The organism is Demequina lignilytica, from assembly GCF_030418305.1.
Taxonomy (GTDB): Bacteria; Actinomycetota; Actinomycetes; order Actinomycetales; family Demequinaceae; genus Demequina; species Demequina lignilytica.
On record NZ_JAUHPX010000004.1, the window covers coordinates 252,444 to 271,633 of the forward strand.

Genomic DNA, 19,190 nt, shown 5'->3' on the forward strand with positions numbered 1-19,190 from the left:
GCTTCATCCTGCCCGATCCGGGCGGAGGAACCTGTCAGGCGACGGTGACGCGCTGGACGGTGGGCGCATGGTCGGCCCCGGTGCCGTGCACCGCGGCGGTGAGCACGATCTCGCGCCCGGCGATCCGGGTGCCCGGCTCGATGCCAAGCCGCGCCGTGATGCCGGTGCTGCCGCCGTGGCCGAGGATGCCCGCGAAGGTGAAGGTCGCGCGACCGGCGCCGGCGTCGACTGCGAGGCTCCAGCCCTCCTCGGCGCCGCGGTCGAGCTGGTGCCAGAACGGGTCGGAGTCGAACCAGACGCCGGGCGCGTCGAGCGTGAGGATCGCGCCGCGGATGGGCGAGCCGTCGGCCGACTCGTGCAGGACGCTCGCGCGTAGCAGCAGGGCGGCGGCGCCGTCGCCGGCGGCCTCCATCGCGGCGATGTCGGACAGGTGCAGCTGGCCGATGGGTGCCGAGGCGGCGATGTCCGGCGCGGTGACCGCGGCGGCCACGGGCTCGCGCCACGGGTCGGAGTCGGTCGCCGCCATCCGTCGTGCCTGACCCTGCGTCAGATATGCGTCCATCGGGCGCCTCCCCCAGTCGTCGGGCCAGGCGCCCCCTCAGGCACCGGGCCGTCATCGTGCCTGACGGATGGAAATTACCGCGTCATGGACATGAGATTCCAGCGCGAGTGCTGAACGTCTCACCCGGGAGAATCAGGGGCGATACGGACACATCGGAAGGCGCCGCGCGACGAGGCCCTCTCACATGCAAACGCCCGCGGCGCTCAGAGCATCCGCGGGCGCTTGAAGCGCAGAAACTACTTCTTGAGCTTGACGGGAACAACCTCGTAGCCGGCATTCACGCTCCAGCTCGGTCCCGTGTACGCCTCGATGACGATCTTCTCGATGCTCTCGAAGCGGTTGATGTTGAAGTCGAGCGTGGTGGCGCTGGAACCGGAGAGCACAAGCGGACCGCCGACCGGGTTGAAGACCGCGATGCCCGAACCGCCGACCGTCGTCGGCATGGTCGACGCACCGGCGTTGTAGGTCCAGGTGCTGGTGTCGTTGGAGACACCGAGCGACTCCTTGAACTGCCCGTTGTTGTCCTGCGTGAAGTACACGCTGACGCTGACGATCTGGATGTCATGCGTGCTGTTGTTGTCCTGGCGCTGCAGCGTGAGCTCGATGTGCTGCTGGCTCTCACCCGGGTTCGGCACATAACCGGTGTTGGTCTGGAGCAGGATCGGGTACGCGTTCGGGTCCGACCCGGCGAAGGCCGGGGCAGCCGTGGCGACGAGCACCGCAGGCACCGACCATGCGGCGCCCTGGACGACGCGGCGGCGCGAGATGTGCGAGTGCGCGCGCGAACGCGCGACAGTGTTCTCAGTCAAGGGGGGACTCCTCAGCTTGGGGCTACCCCTCAGCGGGCACCCGGCGCCAGAGTAGCCGCATCGTCCCTGGTTGACGAGCCAAATCGCGCAAGTGTTCCGCTATGTGGCGAGATGTCCGAATCTGCGCGGACGCCCTAACGCCAGGGGCCCAGGCCGCGCACCGAGACCTCCGGGGCGCCGAACGTCGGCTCAGGCGCCGCAGGAGGGAACATTGCGAGTATCGCCACGGTGACCAGAATCATGGCGACGACGATGATCGCCCAGCCGGGCGCCCCCGCGTGGTCCCGAGCGATCCACGGCTTATCGAGCGAATGCTTGCGTCGCGCGTGTCGATATCCCATGAGAGCGCCCCCGTGTCTCGCACTGATACACGTGGCACTCTAACCGGACATTTCGGACATGGGGCAGGGTTTCGCCGAGAATTCACCCGCGCGAAACATGAGGCCGCGCAGGCCCGGTCTATGCGAGGTAGCTACGGCTCTGAGACACCGCGCCGAAGCCGGACTGGCCCGACAGCGACACTGCGGTCGTCGAGCCCTGGAGACCGGAGCCGTTATTCCAGTTGTGGCTGAGGGACAGCGTCACCGTGGAAGCCGACACCCTGCCGCCGAGGTACGTGAAGACGTTCCCCGAGCGCGACCATCCTGCGGGAGTCGTCCCCCAGGTACCGCCCGAGCGGGGCAGATTGAAGGTCAGCGTGAACCCCGTGTCGAGGTAGGAGTCGACAGGCCCGCCGACAGCGACGCTGATCGAGTAGGCGATCGAGGTGCCGTTGTGGGACGCGGACCCACCCAGATTCACGCTCGGCGCATCCCCGGAGGCAGCGAGCGCCGGAGCCGCCGACGCGACAAGGATCGCGGGCGTCGCCCAAGCGGCTCCCTGAATCACGCGCCTACGTGAGACGCCAGTGCTCTGCTCGGTCATGTCGCTCCTCCGTCGGGTGTGCGGCTGCCCCTCAGCTGCCGGCCAGTTGGTCCAAGGGTAGAGACCAATTGACCATGTGACAAGCGTCACAAGTTGAACGGGCGTCCTATCCAGTTATCGACACGACGCCACGATTCTGAAGCGTTGTCAGAACCTCTCTGACCGCAGCGCTCGTATCGGCGCCCTCGGGCGCGCCGAACAACTCTTCTAGGTGTGCGGCGATCGCAGAGACGGTCGCATCCCCCTCGGCGCAGAACAGCACCGCGGCGGTCGCAAGCTCTGACAGCAGCGAGACATCGTTCCCCGAAAGCGCAAGCGCCTGGCCGTCCCGCTCGATCAGGTCGTCCCACGTCGCCGTGACAAGCGCATCATCGGGAATCATCGGCGGCTCCCGGCGAGGAGGACGGGCATGAGGGGAAGGACGGTCTTCACGTCGCGATAGGTGAGCAGGGAGAGCCCGCCGACCGCATCGACCAGATCCGAGAGCGCATGCAGCTGCCCCGGGATCTTGCTGAGGTAGGAGAGCTGCTCGGCGAGCATCGCGATCCCCTCAAGATGCCCGAGCCGGGTCAGCACCGGCGTCGACGGGCCGTTCTCGCGTCGGTCGAGGATCACCAGCCGCGTGAGGCGCAGGGGCGCATCGGGCAGTGGAGCGAGGTCAAGCGAGTCCGCTCCCCACTGCTCCTTCACATGCGTGAGCGCATCGATGACCGAGAGCGGCTTGGCGTACGGCAAGACCGTGAGGTCGGGCGCGACCGCAAGAGTCTCATCGGTCACGTAGCCGTAGTGGGCGCCTAACGTCCGGGACAGCGTGGTCTTGCCGGTCCCGGAGGGCGCCACGAATCCGACCACCGATCCGTCGGGACCGGCGAGGCCAGCGGCGTGCATCATGATCAACTGTCCGACCCGCGCCTCGATCGCCCGCACGGTCACCGCCGATGAGAGGTGGTGGAGCGCAGTGTCGACGTCTTGGTACGCGAGCGCTCCGGTGAGTCGTGCGTCGGCGAGCACGTCGGGATCGGGGTCGACCACGATCGTCAGGTCCGCCTCGGCCTCGCGGTCCTCGACCACGCATCGTCCCCACGCGCGCTTGCCCGCGATGGACAGGGCCTCGTGCGCGGAGCCTCCACAGGTGATCGCCACGGCGACGCCGAAGGCGTCGAGGGTGCACGTGGGCTCTGCCGCCTCCTCACCGTCGGCCTTCGGCTGCGGATGGTGCGGAACCATGGATGCCCAGATCTCGGCGATCCACCGGGTAGCCTCGTCGATCGCATCGCACACGGCGACGATCCGCTCCTCGAACTCCTCCCACGGCGGGAGGTCGAAGTCGTCCGGAACCTCGGAGCTACGGAGCCTCGAGTCGAGCAGGCGCGGGTGGTCGAAGATCGGCGCGGCCACGGCGAGCTCCTCGTAGAGGTGCGCGATCTCGGAGAGGGTGAACGCGCGTCCGCGCGCCCGGGGATAGCGGATGCAGAGCTCTTCACGCTCCCACCACGTCCCGCAGATGAGCATGGTCGCGGCCTCGACCATCGCGGCAGAGACGGATCGCGTGCGGAAGCCGTGGGCATTGCCGCCCAGACGCTCGACCTGCGCGGCCGCGCCCACGTCCATCCGCAGACCATCGTCGGCGTTGAGGCCGGCCGAGGTGACGCGGATGACATCCGCCGGGATGCCGTTGAGGGCGAGGTGCCGTCTCAGCAGCCGCTCCCCGACCGCGGAACGGCCCTGGTTGCCCGCATCGACGATCAAGACGCGGAAGGCCGTCCCCGACTCCCAGGGCATGTCAGCTCTTCGTGCGCTTCTTGGCGCCGGCGTCCTGCGGCGGGACGATGCTGTCCCACCCCTGCGTCGGCAGGCTCGTCCGCGGCTCCTGGGCCTGAGGGGTCGACGCGGTGCTGTCGCGGCGCGGTGCCTTCGGGTCGGAGTACTCGTAGTTGTACGCGTAGGCGTACTTGTCCTTGTGCGCACCCTTGCGTGGCACGGCGTCCAGGATCACGCCGAGCGCGCGCCCATTGACCTTGTCGAGCGCCTGCAGGGCCTTGTCCAAGACATCGATCGTCGTCCGGCCTGCACGCGCAACCACGACCGCGCCATCGGTGCGCGCGGTGAGGATCGCGGCGTCCGTCACCGGGATGAGGGGCGGAGTGTCGACCAGAACGATCGCATCCTCGGGGAAGCTGTACAAGAGGGTCCGCATGGCGCCGGAGCCGAGGAGCTCCGAAGGGTTCGGCGGGATCACGCCGGCAGCCATGACGTAGAGGTTGTCAGTGGGACCGTACGGCTGCAGGACGTCCTCGGCCTTGACTCTTCCCACGAGAACATCGGTCAGACCTGCACCGTCGGGAAGCCCGAGGTTCTTGGCAAGCATCGGTCGGCGGAGATCCGCGTCGATGAGCACGACGTTGGTGCCGGACTCGGCGATCGCCTCGGCGAGCTTGTAGCTCACTGTCGACTTGCCGTCGCCGGGGAGTGAGGAGGTCACGACGATCACCCGCGGGGGGTGGTCCACGTCGAGGAACATCAGGTTGGTGCGGAGGGCTCGGACGGCCTCCTTCATTGCGAAATCGGACGTGGCCCGGACTGGCCCGAGCCGCGCGACGTTGTCGTCGAACGGGAGCGTACCGACCACGGGAAGGTCGAACTCGCGCTCGATGTCCTCTGCCGAGCGAAGGCGGCGGTCGATCGTAGCCCTGATCAGGGCGTAGCCGATTCCCGCAGCCAGACCCACAAGCAGGCCTAGTGCGACGGACATGCGCGTGTTTGGGCTCGACGGCGCGCCTGGTAGGCCCGCGCTATCGAGGGTCCGCAGTTCGACCACCGTCGTGCCGCCCTCGCCACCGGTCTCGATGTTCGCGACTGCCTGGGTCATACCCGCGATCCATGCCTCGGTGAGTGCGCGAGCGTCCTCGGGCGAAGGGCCCGTTGCGCTGACCCGGAGAACGGCTGTGTCGAGCGGGTTCGAAACAGCAACGCGAGCCACAAGCGAGTCGGGTGACGCATCGATCCCGAGCTGCGCGGCAGCGTACTCGCCAACCTGCCGAGACTTGGCGATGTCGAGATAGGACTTGACTCGAGACTTCGCGTAGTTGTCTCCGACCAACGCATCACCCAATGACTCCGAAGAACCCGTGGTGATGATCGCCGAACCGGTCGATGTGTAGACCCGCGGTTGCATGAGCGTCCAACCGAATGCCAGCGCACCGCCGAGTACGGTGCACAGCAGAATCGCCATCCAATGCGCACGAACCACACGTATGTAGTCCTGTAGTTCCATGTCGCCCCTCGCGTTCTTACGTGCGCTTTGAACGGCAATTGTAGGGTGCCGCGGCGCCTGAATCGTCTTGGCGCGCGCTGGCCCAGCCCCAGACGGTAACCGATTCGGCGCCGACCGGACGGTCGCTTGCTACGCGTCGAAGAAGAGGTCTGGCGGGCGACCGAGGTCGGCAGGTCTAGCCCGTCTCGAATTCCTCCCTCAACGGGCCTGCATACGCGCCAAGACCATTGCGCGAATCGCCCTTGGCAGGTCCACCACTCCCCGCACCAAACGGACAAGGCGCAACCAGACCATCGGGCCATGGTTACCACTCGCTTCGGGATGGTCCAACCTGTAGTCATCCCGGCTCGGCCAAAGTGCGCGAGCGAGCAGGGCCGGGCGATCGCGCCAGCGCATCTTCCTGAGTGCCTGCAGGACTTGCGAGGTTCGCGAACCGCCCGACTCAACTCGCTCTCGCCAGTTGTCGAGCAGCGGGTCATGGCTGGGCAGAGTCCCCCAGGGCAATTCGATCCCAGACGCTTCGAAAAACGGTCGAGCTGTATCGACCGCGCCGGTGCGGCGCGCAAGTACGACGATCTCCTCGCGGTCGTGCGGCGATAGGCCTGGCACGACCGTACTGACCAGAAACTCGTACTCAGATACGATTCGAGGGCTCTCCGAAAGCGTGCGCAGGCTGTGGAGCGCCTGCACGAGGACTGACCCGAGAGCGTCAGTAATGTGAACGCTCGTGCCCGCGACTGGCATGGCCTCGCGGCGGTCCCAGAGAGCATTGAATGCCTCATCTTCGGGCGCCAACAGTCCGGGATAGCTGGGATGCACGTCCAGATCGCACGGCCACGAGTCATGAACGAAGTTCGTCGAGTGCGTTACGAGAACGCCCTCGAGCGACGACACCTTGCGCGGATACCACCCGGCCGCTTCCAGGGCCGAGCAAAGCACGGAATAGCCAAGGGGCTCGACAAGCACGTCCACGTCCCCTGACAATCTGGCTGGTCGGATTCCGTGAAAGTTCGCCGCCGCGCCCTTGATCACAAGGACGCGGATCCCTGCGCGGCGCGCGAGGTAGTCCGCGGCCGCCATGGTCAGTGCCTTGGCGGTTTCGAAATCCAATCCCGTGTCGGCAGCCACCTCGAGAATGTACCTCTCGCGGCGCCAGTGGGCGTGACATGACGCCGACACCGTGTCGGGGCCGCTGCTCTAGACCGGTCTACTTGGATTTGGCCTGTCTAGAACGCGTGGTGGTCGCGCGAGCCCGCCGTCCTGACTGGCACAACCCGGTCTCGGTTCCTTAGCGGCACTCGCTGGGGCAGTCCAGCGTCTGCAGTCGCCCTCAGCGCTGAGCCGGCACACCTGCGTGCGCGCCCAAGCGCATGTTCGAACCTCGAGCCCAACGCTTGGTCCCAGCGCCCGAGCCCGCAGCCGCACGCACCGTGCTATCCCGGTAGGGCTCTAGTATTGACGTCGTGCCAAAACTAACCGTCATGATGCCTGCGCTCAACGCCGCTCGCACCATCGAATCGGCAGTCAGATCGACTCTGCGCGCAATGCCCAACGATTCGGAGCTCTTGATCTGGGACGACGGTTCAGTGGACAGCACGGGCGACCGTGTCGAGGCAATTGCTGACAACAGGATTCGGCTGGTGCGTTCCGAGACCTCCGTCGGAGGTGGCGAGGCAAGGCGTCGAATGATTGCCGGCACCGACAGTGACCTGGTTGCGAGCATGGACGCCGACGACTTGTGCATGCCGTGGCGATTCCGTGCGCAGATTCCCGCTCTCCAGGGCGCGGATCTGGTTTTTGGTTCTGTAGTCCGATTCGGAGACTCCATTCGCCAACTCCGGCCCTCGGCGCCATTTGCGTACAACCCCTTCGATGCCTCAGCCGCGCTGCTCTTCCATTCGGCCTTTTCCCATCCGACGGCTTTAATGCGTCGAGCCGCGATTGTCGAAGCCGGAAACTACTCGGATTTGCGCGTTGCGCAAGACTACGAACTGTGGCTGCGACTTGCCGCCCAAGGCGCGAACATCCGCAAGGTCGCACGGCCCGTGGTCGCCTACCGCCAGTCGCAGAGCCAAGTCAGTCGCTCCGAGGGCTACACGGAGCGGGTTCGCAGCCAAGCCCAGCTCGGCATCAGTTACAGCGCTGCCGCAGAGCGGTTCTTTGGCGACACTCCGCGATGGCGCGAGTTTGCGAAGCCAACGACGGAGCGCGAACTCGACGCTGTTGGTCTCGCCAATGATCTCGCGTCCCTTATACCAAAGCTGTCGCTCCAGCTACGGCGCCACTACGGCAAACATCTGTCCCGCGGCCGAACAACTATGTTCGGAGCATCTCCGTGGCCCGTGTAGTCCATGCGGTCCGCCAGATAGGCGTCGATCAAGAGTTCCTCGGCGAAAAGCATCCAAGCGACTTCGTGAAGAGAGGTTGGCTCCGGGCGTATGCGACGAATTCCAGCCTGCGTGCCGCCTTCTGGATGCGACTGAGCGCCGAGACCGGCTTGGTTGGACACGTAGCGCGATCGCACCTGCTGCGGGTGTTCGGCTGCGATGTCAGTGAAGGCGCTGTTATTGAGGGCGCACTGGAACTGCCGCACCCAACCGGTATCGTGATCGGGCGCGGCGTTGTGTTGCGTCACGGCGTGCGCATCTACCAAGGAGTTACTGTCGGTCGTGGGCGAGGCGGCTACCCAACTATTGAGACAGGGGCAACGCTCCTCCCGAACTGCGTTGTTGCCGGAGACGTAGTTGTCGGCTCCAACGCGACGGTGGGCGCACTAGCGTTGTGCAAGAACGATGTGCCGCCGGCGACAGTATTTGCCCCGAACACATAGGCAACCAAACTGTGCAGCAAGTCTGGGCCTTCCTTGAACGCGTCACCCCACGGGGCATCTCCGCGTTGCTGGTGCTGGTCGTGGCTGCCTACACGACTCCACAGAACGTTGGCATCTACAACGCAGTCCTGTTGGCGTACACGGCTTTTCAGGCAGTTACCGAGGCTCCCCTGCGCCAGGTGCTTCCAACTTGGATAACGCGGAAATCACCTGCGCTCGGCCAATACCGATCGGCCGTACCGCCGATCGGTGCCGCGCTCCTCTCAATCGTCGTAGTCTGCCTCTTCCTGGCGACTGAAGAACAGTCGGGGGCCACAGCGCTGCAACTGCTACCGCTCGCACTTGCACCGACAGCGCTCGCCGCGGCCGCTCGACCGGTCGGTGAACTGCAAGTCGGCGGGCAGTGGCGGCTCTTGGCGCTGGGACAGTTTGTTGCCGCAGTTGCTGCGGCGATGATCTCAATACCCCTGTTGATCGTGATGCAGAATCTCGTCCCGCTTGCTTTGCATATCGTGGCCGCGGAGTCGATCTTTGCGCTATGGACGTGGAGAGCCGCGTCGAGAGCGCGCGTTAGCTTGCCACCCGGCGCCGGCGAGGGGTCCTCTGATCATCCCAGCGGATGGCACGAGTATCGGCATATGGCGAATTACTCTGCCCTCGCGTGGGCGCAGGGTCAAGCTGACCGCGTGGTGCTTGGAGCCGCTGCCGGCGTAGCGCGATTGGGGGAATATTCTTTATCGAACGCGTTGTCTCGGGCGCTAGTCGATCCGCTCGCTGCGGCGACGGCCAACGTCCTGCGTGCGCGACTCGCCGTGACCGAGGCGACGAACCCGGAGAGCCAGCAACGCGTGACCAGACGGACCCTTGGACTCGCTCTTGTTCTGGCATCTGCAACCGTCATAGTGGCGGCTGCGGCGAGTAGGATCGCGGCGCCAATCCTCGACGAGTCATGGTCAACTGCGCTCGCTGCCGTACCCGTGTTTGCTCTCGCCGGGTTTCCAGCCGTACTGAACTGGTCCACTCCGGTTCTGTTGCTTTCGAACGGACGCGAGCGGCTTTCGATCCTCGCGCCTATTGCGGGCCTCACTCTTGCGCCCATGGTCGGCGTCGCTGCCATACACAGTCTTGAAACGGGCGCCTGGCTTGCTGTCGCTCGTGAGTTCATCGTCCTCAGCGTGGGCTACGCGTCGCTTGGACGATACGCCCCGTGGCGGATGCTCTCGATGAGCGCTGCTATGACTATGGCGACCGCGGTTGTGATTCTTGTGTTCGGGTGACTTCCGATCGCGACGCACTCGTGGAAGTACCAGGCCAAGGATCCAGGCGCCTACGAGCAGAACTGGAATCAGGTACGCGAAACGCGAGACGGAGCGAGTGTTGTATTGGAGAGAGAGCACAAAGGAGAACAGGTAGAGAATCGCGACCGCCTGCAATAACAGCGGCCGACCGTTTGCCGAAAGCCGCCTGAGCACGACATAGACAGCAAGAGTTGCTCCACACACCAGCGACGCCAGTAGCAGCCATCCAATTGTCGCGATTTCACCAGTGGCGTTGAAAGGTATGAAGTCGTGAACCCTAAGGTCGCGCGAGCGAATCGCCCACTCGGCGTCAGAGCTCGGCGAAATTGACAAGCTCAATGCCAAGTCATTCGTATTGAAGACACCTGTCGAGGCCACGTAAGACGTCAACGGGACCGCGAAAGCGACGTTGCCAGCCAAGGTCCAGAGAGATGAGGAAAGATCGACGCCGCCGCCACCGAGGAGATAGGCAGAGTAGGGAACGAAACCATGACCCCCGCTCAGGTTGCGAAGCGCCACGGCAACTGCAAGAAACACCACCGACGCGCCGCCCAGAATCACTATGACTCTTGGGGTCAGGCGCCTGCCAAGCAAGAGCACGAGCGCAAGCGCAATCAGCGGCAAGAGTGCGAGCTGCCTTGACGACATGGCGTAGAGGCTGGCCAACTGGAGCAGAATCACACAGGCGGCCATCAACCTGATGAATCGTCCAGACGACGCCACCAGGACGAGGACCGCTAGCGCGAACCCGATCGGGATAAGCACACCCGCGAGCGCCGATAGTGCGGGGATCGCGCGAGGTGGGTCATAGTTGCTGCGCGACACGAGGTTTCCCACGCCGTAGACAACATCCGCGGCTACAGACATCGCGAAAGCTGCGAACACAGAAACTGCCGCGATGCGTGGCGAGATTTGCACCGATGTGGCATTGGCAGTCCGCAAGGTCGAACGGCCGAGCACGAGGGAAGCAGCGAGTACAGTCGCGACCGCGGCGAGCGCCGTCGTCGAAAATGACAACGCCGCGCTATCCAGGTTGACGCCGAACCACACTTGCGCAGCCGGACCGCCGATACTTGCCGCGGCCAAACTATCGCCAACAGCGACGACCACAACGCTCAGAGACATACTCGCCAGAGCAGGCAACGCCGCAATTCCCGCGATGCGGTCGCGCCGGAACGCCAGTACGTAGAGGACAACTGTGAAGGACCAAGTCAGCAGCAACAGGACCTCGGTCATAGACACCGCCCAAGCCGTCGGTGACCCCGGCTAAGCATTTGTGACCTGATCTAGCTCACGAACCAGACGCGCTGGGGTTCCAGCTACCAGAGTATTGGGTTGGACATCACGGGTCACGGTGCTGCCAGCGGCGACGACGGCACCGTCTCCGATGCGAACTCCCGGGAGGACCGTAACCCCGGCTCCGAGCCAGGCTCCGTCCCCGATACGTATCGGGGAGTGCGTGCTCGCGCCGGCGCGGCGCGACGGGCCAGCTATGACGTGGGAGTCCGTAACAAGCCGGACGAATGGACCGAGCGACACGTCATCGCCGATGGTGACACCCGGTCGGATGTACGCATCACGATTCACGAAGACTCGGTTGCCGATAGTTACCGCGCCTGAGAACTCCCCGTTCCTGAGGATGGTGACTCGGTCGCCCACCACGAGCCTGCCATCGATGATGCGGACCGAAGAGCCCCTGCGGAAGGATCGCCCTTTGGACACACGACGAACCGATAGTGCCCCACGGACTGCGTTGGCAACTTGCCTGCTAAGGGTCATTTCTCGCGCCCCAACGTCATGGCGTGTTCGTACAAGCGAGTAAGTGAGGTCGCGAGGGCCTCCATCGACCAATTGTTGAGATAGACGGCCCTCGAGCGTTGCCCCAAGATCTCCACGTACTCACGGCTCTGCAGCATGTCCGCCATGCCTGCACGCGTAGCCTCGACCTCCGGTGCTACCACAACGCCGGCGCTAGCACGGTCGATATCCGCCGCTAATCCACAGTCCGTGGTCAAGACGCTCGGCACGCCGAGTCCCGCAGCCTCAATGACGATCATCGGCGCGACCTCGCCTCTGGATGGCAGAACGAGCGCGGTTACGCGCGACAGCAGTGAGGCAACCCTGTCCCGCTCGAGCGGGCCCAGAAGGTCGAAAGAATCCGCACGCCCCGACGCAGCGATGGAGCGCATGACTACTTCGCGCATGCCCTGGTCCGGACCTGCGATGACAAACTTCGTGTCAGGGTAATCTTCGAGCAGTTTGATTGCGGCGGCGACGAACACGTCAGGCTGCTTGCGCTCTTCAAGTCGCCCCACAAACGCGAAGACGGGCTCGCCCGGTATTACACGTGGATGAGCGACGCTAAGGTCTTTTGCAGCGTTCGAGATTCGCGAGATGCGATCCGCGGATACCCCGAACGCAAGCAGGTCCCGCTCCTCACGGTCTGTCAGCGCGAGCCAAAGGTCTACCGCGTCCAGCATCGTGCGCCTGAACATCCAGTCGAAGACGCGCACCGCGAATCCACCACCAGGCGTGAGCATCCCGTGGGGCTGAGCAACAATAGTCACCCCCCTTCGGCGCAGGATTCTCACGCTAGACGTCGTCAAATAGTCGCGACATAGGTGTACGTGAGCAACGTCCGCTTCCGCTGCCGCCTCACGTAGCCGTCGCCTCAAGTTCGCGGTGACTAGACCCCGGAGCCCGGCGCCCGGAAACGGCCTCCGTGCCCTCAGCATGACCTGCCCGCTGGGGCGTCGCGACTCGTCTGTGACACCACCTAACCATGTCCCGACCACGGTGCTTCCTAGTCCGACAAGGCCCAGCGCTGCCTGCTGCGCGAGCGCGACGGACCACACTCCGCCTGAGACGGGCCCGGGACCAGCTAGCCCACCTATGATCAGCACAGACGTGATCTTCTTGTCGGACAACTTTCGAGCCCCCTATCCTGAACCCCGCCGATAGCGAAAAGAAGCAATCGCATGTGCGAACATCAGTATCGCGGCAAGGATTGCCAAGTGTCACAACCGTACGAGTGTGCCTTCCGCGATTCCCTTGGCCGCCCACTGGTAGTGCCTAGACAGCCCCTCTCGAATGTCCACGGTGGGCGCCCACCCTGTGGCCTCCGCTATCGCCGCCGTTGAACCACCTGTCCTGAAGACGTCGCCATCCACGCGGGGTAGATAATCAACATGCAGTTCAGATCCGTGGATCTCCCGGATGTGCCCGAGAACTCCGTTGACCGAGATGCTAGAGCCGCCCGCCACATTGAAAACTGCGCCGGGCGCAACACGCGTTGACTCCGCGACCGCAAGATTGGCACTCACCACATCCTCCACGTAGGTGAAATCGCGGATTTGATTCCCGTCGCCAAAAATCTTGATCGGCGATTCTTCCACAGCGGCCGTCACGAACCTCGTGAATGCCATATCGGGCCTTTGTCTGGGACCGTAGACCGTGAAGTATCGCAGCGATACCGTTGGTACGTCGAAGTTTCTTGCGTAAAGCACGCAGAGGTGCTCCGCCGCCAATTTCGTTACCCCGTACGGGCTGTGCGGTCTTGGCAGATCTGACTCGCGCGTCGGAAAGCGTTCGGCGTCGCCGTAGACCGAGCTTGAGGATGCATAGACGAAACGACGGAGTTTCTTCGCGGAGCGCGCCGCCTCCAGTAGCTTCTGAGTGGCGTTCACGTTGGCTTCTGTGTATGTCGAGAAGTTGTCGCCCCAAGACTTGCGGACCCCGGGTTGGCCGGCCTGGTGGAAGACGACGTCGACGTCCGCGAGCAGCGGCTCGAGTGGAACAGTGTTTAGGTCAAGCTCAAGCAACCGGACTCCAGCTGCGCGCAAGACTGCGGCGTTGTCTTCTTTTCGAGCGCGCGAGTAGTAGTCGGTGAAGGAATCGACGCCATCTACGGACCATCCGTCGGACGCGAGACGCACCGCTAGGTGACTCCCAACAAAACCCGCAGCACCAGTTACAAGCGCTCTCACAACTCTCCAATCCTCACGTTCCCGCCCGCCGCGTTTCTTCCCGACTCGCAGCGAGACTGTTGGTGCGCCTCAAGAGATCCTCGTGAGTACGCACGAAGTTACGCCTATCGCTCATGGTGCGTTTCAATTGCCGCAGGCTGCGCGGCGCGCCGCAGTTCGCGCTCCTTTAGGCCGATCTGCCAGTAGTACGCAGCCAGAGCAAACGCGTAGTCGAAGCCCGCGCGACCGTCGAGGAATCCAAGACGAAGCGCGTACGAGTACACAAAGAAGACCACCGGTTTGAATGGCACCCGCTCGAACACTCGTCCCTGGGAAGATCTTGGAATCTCGTTCTCGCGACCAGAGCGACGGAAGCGGAGCCCTGCCTCCCAGTCTGAATACCGGTTGTGGCGGTCAAACCAAGTCCGGACGGGGTCCGGGTCATCGTGTCGCAAGAGGCCCGCCAACTGCACGACAGGACCCGTACACGAGGGCTGGTAGTGCCCTTCCAGTTCCCCCATCCCCGGGATGTCGATGTCATCCACGGGGTCGAATCGGGCACGCCTGCGGTGCAGTAACACGGTCTTGTACACGCGGTGACCGTGTTTCAGCGCGCGGCCCGAAAAATGGTACTCGAGTCTTAGTTGCGCTGCTGCCGCCGACGGGTCAGATAGCACGAACTCCCGGATGGAATCCTTCAAGCGCTGAGTCGGCGCCTCATCGGCATCAACAAAGAGGATCCACTCATACCGAGTGGCGACGTTCTCGAGCTGCCATTGCTTCTTCTTGGGGTACCGGCCGTTCCACGCAAACGAAACGATTCGAGCGCCGAGGCCGCGAGCAATCTCGACAGTCCGGTCCTCACTGTTCGAGTCGACGACTACGACTTCACCAAAATCGCTCAGCGCTCCTACACAGGCCGCAATCGCGGCCTCCTCGTTCTTGGTCTGGACCAGTACCGTCACGGGGATCTTCGGCTCGTTCAACACGGACCTCCCGCAGGGAAGCGCTTGCCAGCTTCGACTGCCGGGCTACCAGCAACCATGAAGCCGGGCGGGACGCTGGCGGAAACTACCGAGCACGGAGCCACGAGCGCGCCACGCCCGACCGTGACGCCACCCGTGACAACTACTCGCGCGGTCAGCCAAGCCCCGTCTTCAATCTTGACGGGACGCGTGATCAGCGCCATGTCGCGACGATGGGCGTGGCTTCCAGTCGTGATGAACGTCTCCTGAGAGATCACCACGTCGTGCCCGATGGCTACCCGGTCCTGATTGTGGATCCAGACGCCCTCGCCGATCCAGCAGTCGTCGCCGATCTCGAGCTTCCAGGGGAACCGCACACGTGTGCGTGGTCGGAAGATCACGCCGGACCCGATCTGCGCCCCGAACGCCCGGAGGACGGCAACTCGCAGCCGCGAACTGATCTGGAGGGCGTTCGTGACGAACAACCACTCGCACAGGCCCCACAGATAAACGACGGCCGCGTGACGTCCCCAGGTCGCACGCTCGCCCGGTGCGTCCTTGAGCGGGATCACCGGAATGTCCGCATCGCTCTCGGGTGTGCGCTCAGCCACAGAAGCCCCCTCAGGAATCTTTACATCGGTAGAGTAGCCGAGTGAAATCCGGGCTCGATGTGACACTTCTCGCACTGAACTACTCCCCCGAGCCCACCGGCAACGCACCGTACACGACAGCGTTGGCGCGTCGGCTCGTGGACGATGCGAACGTCACCGCAGTCACGGGATTCCCCCATTACCCGCAGTGGTCCAGGTACGAGGAGTACCCGGGGCTGTGGAAGCGCGCGAACGACCACGGTGTCGACCTGCGCCGCGTCGCGCACTGGATCCCGAACCCGCCTCGCGGACTCAAGCGGCTCCTGTCGGAGCTCCACTTCGGGTTCCATCAGATGAACGTCCCGTGGGGCAGGACCGACGCCGCCGTGCTGGTGTCGCCGGCGCTGTTCGCCTCCGCGCTGTGCGCCGTTCGGCTGAGGTTCCCGCGCCGCATCCCGCATGCGGTCTGGGTGCAGGACCTCTACACCCACGGGATGATGGAGACGGGCGAGGGGTCGCGTGCGGCCGTGCGCATCGCCAAGACCGTCGAGCGGTGGCTCCTCAAGGATGCGGACGCCGTGGTCGCAATCCACCCCGCGATGCGTGAACGCATGATCCGCGATCTCGGTGCCGATCCTGAGCGGACCTACGTCATCCGCAATTGGGGCCATGTCGCCCCGTCGGTCTCGCATAAGAACGATGCGCGAGCACGCCTGGGATGGGAGGCCGACGCCCGCATCGTCCTCCACTCAGGGAACATGGGCCGCAAGCAGGGACTGAGCACCGTTGTCGAGGCCGCGCGAATCGCCGATCAGCGTGGCGATGACGTCACCTTCGTCCTGCTGGGTGATGGCGCCGAGCGGGCCGAGCTCGAGGCGCTCGCCGATGGTGTCCCGACCCTGCGGTTCATCGACCCTCTGCCCGACGAGTTGTTCTCAGACGCGCTGGCGGCGGCCGACATCCTGCTGGTCAACGAGCTTCCGGGCGTGAAGGAGATGGCCGCTCCATCGAAGCTCACGTCCTACTTCGCTGCCGACCGGCCCGTGCTCGCGGCCGTCGACCCCGAGGGGATCGTCGCCGGAATCCTCGCCGAGGCCGGCGGTGGGCGCGTGACGGGATCCGGAGATCCGCACGCGCTGCTCGATGGCGCTCTCGACTACCTTGTCCATCCCGATGAGATGGCGGCCGCCGCCGCCGCCGGCTCCGCGTACTGGCGGTCGCACCTGTCCGAGGACGCGGCGATCACTGCCTGGCGTGAGGTTCTCGCCACCGTCACTGAGCGGAAACACCAGCCGACTACCCTCTGATCCTGAGGGCACTCAACGACCACCTGCGAATTGGGGGAACAGCCGTGGCCAAGAAGGCATTCATCACCGGCATCACCGGACAGGACGGCAGCTACCTCGCCGAGTTGCTGCTCGGCAAGGGCTACGAGGTGCACGGGCTCATCCGCCGCGCCTCGACGTTCAACACGTCACGAATCGACCACCTCTACGTCGACCCGCACAACCCGGACGCCAACCTCTTCCTGCACTATGGCGACCTCTCCGACGGAGCACGACTGACTACCTTGCTTGCCGAGATCAAGCCCGACGAGGTCTACAACCTGGCCGCCCAGTCGCACGTGCGCGTGAGCTTCGACGAGCCCGAGCACACCGGCGACACCACGGGCGTGGGTTCGATGCGCATGCTTGAGGCCGTCCGCCTGGCGGGCATCGACACGAGGTTCTACCAGGCGAGCTCGTCGGAGATGTTCGGAGCGACGCCACCGCCGCAGGACGAGGAGACCCCGTTCTACCCCCGCAGCCCGTACGGCGCCGCGAAGGTCTACTCCTACTGGGTGACCAAGAACTACCGCGAGGCCTACGGGATGTTCGCCGTCAACGGCATCCTCTTCAACCACGAGTCACCCCGCCGTGGCGAGACCTTCGTGACACGCAAGATCACGCGCGCCGCCGCCCGCATCAAGGCGGGTCTCCAGTCGGAGCTGTGGCTGGGCAACCTCGACTCGATCCGCGACTGGGGCTACGCCGCCGAGTACGTCGAGGGCATGTGGCGCATGCTGCAGGCCGACGAGCCCGACGACTTCGTGCTCGCTACCGGCGTCGGCATCACCGTCCGCGACTTCCTCGAGGAGACCTTCAGCCACCTGGGCCTCGACTGGGAGGAGCACGTCCGGTTCGACCCACGGTACCTCCGCCCCACCGAGGTCGACGCGCTGATCGGCGACGCGTCCAAGGCCAAGGAGAAGCTCGGCTGGGAGGCCACCGTCGACGGCCGTGCGCTCGCGCGGCTCATGGTGGACGCCGACGTCGAGGCGATCACCCACGAGGGCACCCCGTGGATCGACGCGGTATCGCTGGCGTCCTGGAACCGCTGATGACCGCCGTCGACGGGGTGGACTTCTCTCCCGGCCCGCTCGACCGGGACGCGACCTTCTACGTCGCGGGTCACCGGGGGCTGGTCGGCAGCGCGATTGTGCGCCGATTGGAGGGCGCTGGCTTCACCAACATCGTGGGGCGTAGCTCGGCGGAACTCGACCTCAAGGACCGTGACGCGACGTTCGCCTTCATGCGGGAGGTGCAGCCGCGCTACGTGGTGCTCGCCGCCGCCAAGGTGGGCGGCATCATGGCGAACAGCACCTACCCCGTCGACTTCCTCTCCGACAACATGCGCATCCAGACCAACGTGCTGGATGCCGCGCTCGAGACGGATGTCGACCGACTCCTGTTCCTCGGGTCGAGCTGCATCTACCCCAAGTTCGCACCCCAGCCGATCCCCGAAGACTCGCTGCTGACGGGCCACCTCGAGCCCACGAACGACGCCTACGCGATCGCCAAGATCGCGGGCATCCTGCACGTGCAGGCCGCGCGGCGTCAGTACGGCAGGCCGTGGATCTCGGCGATGCCGACCAACCTCTATGGGCCGAACGACAACTTCTCGCCGAAGGGCTCGCACGTGCTGCCGGCGCTGATCCGCCGCTACGACGAGGCCGCCCAGTCCGGAGCGGGCTCGGTCACCAACTGGGGCACGGGCTCACCCCGCCGAGAGTTCCTCCACAGCGACGACATGGCCGACGCCTGCCTCCACCTCATGGAGAACTACGACGGGCCGTCGCAGGTCAACGTGGGCACCGGTACCGATGTGACCATCAAGGAGATCGCGGAGACCATCGCCGGCGTCGTGGGCTACGAGGGCGAGACCGAGTGGGACACCTCCAAGCCGGACGGGACGCCGCAGAAGCTGCTGGATGTGTCGATGCTCGCCAACCTGGGCTGGACTTCGCAGATCTCCCTTGAGGAGGGTCTGCGGCGCACCGTGGCCTGGTACCACGAGAACGCCGCGCGCCTTCGGGGGTAACTCACAGCGCATACCCACCGCGCAATGCGAAAGCCCCCCGCCGGACGGCGGGGGGCTTTCGCGTGGGTGAAGTCTTACGCGTCCTGCATCTGACGGCGACGCGCCGCGACGAAGACGGTGGCGGCACCGGCGACGAGCAGGGCACCCGCGCCGATCGCGAGGCCGGTGTTCTCGAAGCCGGTCGAGGCGAGACCGTCCGTGTCGGTGGTGCCCGTCGAGGTCGAGACGACGTCGACGGTAGCGGTGCCGACGGTCGAGCCCTCGGAGACCGCGGTCACGCCGAGCACGCCGAGCTCCGAAGGCGCGGTCAGCGAGAAGGTGGCGCTGTCGGTGGTGAACGACGTCGGAGCGATCGTCAGCACGTTCCCGTTCGGGAGGGTCACACGGAGCTCGAGGGTCCCACCGTTCGGACCGGTCACGGTGCACTCGAAGCTCCGGCCGGTCTCCACCTGGGTCACCGAGCAGGTGATGGAGTACTCGGACGCCGGGTAGGTCACCGGAGCCGCCTGAGCCGCAGCAGGGGCGAGCACGATCGCGCCCGCCAGAGCAAGTGCGGCGATGGTCTTACGAATCATTTCAATGCCTCCCAGCGCGCGGCAGCCCCTCAAAGCCA

The 19,190-nt window shown here is 64.9% G+C and carries 19 protein-coding genes; 5 read left to right on the forward strand and 14 right to left on the reverse strand.

The window, feature by feature from the left end; all coding sequences use genetic code 11:
* Window positions 1-34: 34 nt before the first annotated feature.
* From QQX10_RS08465 to QQX10_RS08495, 7 genes are all read right to left on the reverse strand, one after another.
* Window positions 35-562: a hypothetical protein gene (locus tag QQX10_RS08465; protein WP_301118694.1), complete on the reverse strand. Its 528-nt coding sequence runs from the start codon at window positions 560-562 to the stop codon at window positions 35-37.
* A gap of 236 nt (window positions 563-798) precedes the next feature.
* The gene (locus tag QQX10_RS08470) at window positions 799-1,371 is read right to left on the reverse strand and encodes a hypothetical protein (protein WP_301118693.1); all 573 of its coding nucleotides are present in this window, start codon (window positions 1,369-1,371) and stop codon (window positions 799-801) included.
* A gap of 459 nt (window positions 1,372-1,830) precedes the next feature.
* A complete protein-coding gene (locus QQX10_RS08475) occupies window positions 1,831-2,295 on the reverse strand; it encodes a hypothetical protein (protein WP_301144539.1) in 465 nt (154 codons plus the stop codon).
* A 106-nt stretch (window positions 2,296-2,401) separates the two neighbouring features.
* Window positions 2,402-2,677, reverse strand: coding sequence for a PqqD family peptide modification chaperone (locus tag QQX10_RS08480; protein WP_301118691.1), 276 nt, complete (start codon window positions 2,675-2,677; stop codon window positions 2,402-2,404).
* On the reverse strand, window positions 2,674-4,077 hold the full coding sequence (locus QQX10_RS08485) for an arsenate reductase/protein-tyrosine-phosphatase family protein (protein ID WP_301118690.1): 1,404 nt from the start codon (window positions 4,075-4,077) through the stop codon (window positions 2,674-2,676). The genes QQX10_RS08480 and QQX10_RS08485 overlap by 4 nt, the downstream gene beginning before the upstream one ends.
* Window position 4,078: 1 nt before the next feature.
* Window positions 4,079-5,569: a tyrosine-protein kinase domain-containing protein gene (locus tag QQX10_RS08490; protein ID WP_301118689.1), complete on the reverse strand. Its 1,491-nt coding sequence runs from the start codon at window positions 5,567-5,569 to the stop codon at window positions 4,079-4,081.
* Between the two features lie 198 nt (window positions 5,570-5,767).
* Window positions 5,768-6,697 (reverse strand): nucleotidyltransferase family protein, encoded by a 930-nt coding sequence (locus tag QQX10_RS08495; protein ID WP_301118688.1) that lies wholly within the window; start codon window positions 6,695-6,697, stop codon window positions 5,768-5,770.
* Window positions 6,698-7,032: 335 nt separating this feature from the next.
* Here QQX10_RS08495 and QQX10_RS08500 point away from each other — a divergent pair, with 335 nt between their 5' ends.
* Window positions 7,033-7,917: a glycosyltransferase family 2 protein gene (locus tag QQX10_RS08500; protein ID WP_301118687.1), complete on the forward strand. Its 885-nt coding sequence runs from the start codon at window positions 7,033-7,035 to the stop codon at window positions 7,915-7,917.
* Entirely contained in the window at window positions 7,905-8,399 is a 495-nt protein-coding gene (locus QQX10_RS08505; protein WP_301118686.1) for an LbetaH domain-containing protein, read from the forward strand. The genes QQX10_RS08500 and QQX10_RS08505 overlap by 13 nt, the downstream gene beginning before the upstream one ends.
* A gap of 953 nt (window positions 8,400-9,352) precedes the next feature.
* Here QQX10_RS08505 and QQX10_RS08510 read toward each other — a convergent pair.
* The 6 genes from QQX10_RS08510 to QQX10_RS08530 all read right to left on the reverse strand — a co-directional run bounded on the left by QQX10_RS08510 (window position 9,353) and on the right by QQX10_RS08530 (window position 15,238).
* Window positions 9,353-10,933 (reverse strand): hypothetical protein, encoded by a 1,581-nt coding sequence (locus QQX10_RS08510; RefSeq protein WP_301118685.1) that lies wholly within the window; start codon window positions 10,931-10,933, stop codon window positions 9,353-9,355.
* A gap of 30 nt (window positions 10,934-10,963) precedes the next feature.
* Window positions 10,964-11,476, reverse strand: coding sequence for an acyltransferase (locus QQX10_RS13640; protein WP_367281267.1), 513 nt, complete (start codon window positions 11,474-11,476; stop codon window positions 10,964-10,966).
* A complete protein-coding gene (locus tag QQX10_RS08515) occupies window positions 11,473-12,600 on the reverse strand; it encodes a glycosyltransferase (RefSeq protein ID WP_367281269.1) in 1,128 nt (375 codons plus the stop codon). Before QQX10_RS08515 ends, QQX10_RS13640 begins: the two co-directional genes overlap by 4 nt.
* 114 nt (window positions 12,601-12,714) lie before the next feature.
* Window positions 12,715-13,683, reverse strand: coding sequence for an NAD-dependent epimerase/dehydratase family protein (locus tag QQX10_RS08520; RefSeq protein ID WP_301118684.1), 969 nt, complete (start codon window positions 13,681-13,683; stop codon window positions 12,715-12,717).
* 104 nt (window positions 13,684-13,787) lie between these two features.
* The gene (locus tag QQX10_RS08525) at window positions 13,788-14,648 is read right to left on the reverse strand and encodes a glycosyltransferase family 2 protein (protein ID WP_301118683.1); all 861 of its coding nucleotides are present in this window, start codon (window positions 14,646-14,648) and stop codon (window positions 13,788-13,790) included.
* Window positions 14,645-15,238 carry an LbetaH domain-containing protein gene (locus QQX10_RS08530; protein ID WP_301118682.1) on the reverse strand — a complete coding sequence of 198 codons (594 nt, stop codon included), beginning with the start codon at window positions 15,236-15,238 and terminating at the stop codon, window positions 14,645-14,647. Before QQX10_RS08530 ends, QQX10_RS08525 begins: the two co-directional genes overlap by 4 nt.
* Window positions 15,239-15,297: 59 nt before the next feature.
* On the opposite strand from QQX10_RS08530, the gene QQX10_RS08535 reads away from it, so the two are divergent.
* Genes QQX10_RS08535 through QQX10_RS08545 form a run of 3 tightly spaced genes read left to right on the forward strand, consistent with a single transcriptional unit; the run spans window position 15,298 to window position 18,577 of the window.
* The gene (locus QQX10_RS08535; protein ID WP_301144540.1) at window positions 15,298-16,524 is read left to right on the forward strand and encodes a glycosyltransferase family 4 protein; all 1,227 of its coding nucleotides are present in this window, start codon (window positions 15,298-15,300) and stop codon (window positions 16,522-16,524) included.
* 44 nt (window positions 16,525-16,568) lie between these two features.
* Complete coding sequence (gene gmd, locus QQX10_RS08540; protein WP_301118680.1) at window positions 16,569-17,597, forward strand: GDP-mannose 4,6-dehydratase; 1,029 nt, start codon at window positions 16,569-16,571, stop codon at window positions 17,595-17,597.
* Window positions 17,597-18,577 carry a GDP-L-fucose synthase family protein gene (locus QQX10_RS08545; protein ID WP_301118679.1) on the forward strand — a complete coding sequence of 327 codons (981 nt, stop codon included), beginning with the start codon at window positions 17,597-17,599 and terminating at the stop codon, window positions 18,575-18,577. Before gmd ends, QQX10_RS08545 begins: the two co-directional genes overlap by 1 nt.
* A gap of 74 nt (window positions 18,578-18,651) precedes the next feature.
* On the opposite strand, the gene QQX10_RS08550 is transcribed toward QQX10_RS08545, so the two are convergent.
* Window positions 18,652-19,152: a hypothetical protein gene (locus tag QQX10_RS08550; protein WP_301118678.1), complete on the reverse strand. Its 501-nt coding sequence runs from the start codon at window positions 19,150-19,152 to the stop codon at window positions 18,652-18,654.
* Window positions 19,153-19,190 lie beyond the last annotated feature (38 nt).

What these genes read in the sequence shown, in the direction of transcription:
- QQX10_RS08465 (WP_301118694.1), bottom strand. Translation starts at nt 562, where the DNA reads ATGGACGCATATCTGACGCAGGGTCAGGCACGACGGATGGCGGCGACC.
- QQX10_RS08475 (WP_301144539.1), bottom strand. Translation starts at nt 2,295, where the DNA reads ATGACCGAGCAGAGCACTGGCGTCTCACGTAGGCGCGTGATTCAGGGA.
- QQX10_RS08480 (WP_301118691.1), bottom strand. Translation starts at nt 2,677, where the DNA reads ATGATTCCCGATGATGCGCTTGTCACGGCGACGTGGGACGACCTGATC.
- QQX10_RS08485 (WP_301118690.1), bottom strand. Translation starts at nt 4,077, where the DNA reads ATGCCCTGGGAGTCGGGGACGGCCTTCCGCGTCTTGATCGTCGATGCG.
- QQX10_RS08490 (WP_301118689.1), bottom strand. Translation starts at nt 5,569, where the DNA reads ATGGAACTACAGGACTACATACGTGTGGTTCGTGCGCATTGGATGGCG.
- QQX10_RS08510 (WP_301118685.1), bottom strand. Translation starts at nt 10,933, where the DNA reads ATGACCGAGGTCCTGTTGCTGCTGACTTGGTCCTTCACAGTTGTCCTC.
- QQX10_RS13640 (WP_367281267.1), bottom strand. Translation starts at nt 11,476, where the DNA reads ATGACCCTTAGCAGGCAAGTTGCCAACGCAGTCCGTGGGGCACTATCG.
- QQX10_RS08545 (WP_301118679.1), top strand. Translation starts at nt 17,597, where the DNA reads ATGACCGCCGTCGACGGGGTGGACTTCTCTCCCGGCCCGCTCGACCGG.
- QQX10_RS08550 (WP_301118678.1), bottom strand. Translation starts at nt 19,152, where the DNA reads ATGATTCGTAAGACCATCGCCGCACTTGCTCTGGCGGGCGCGATCGTG.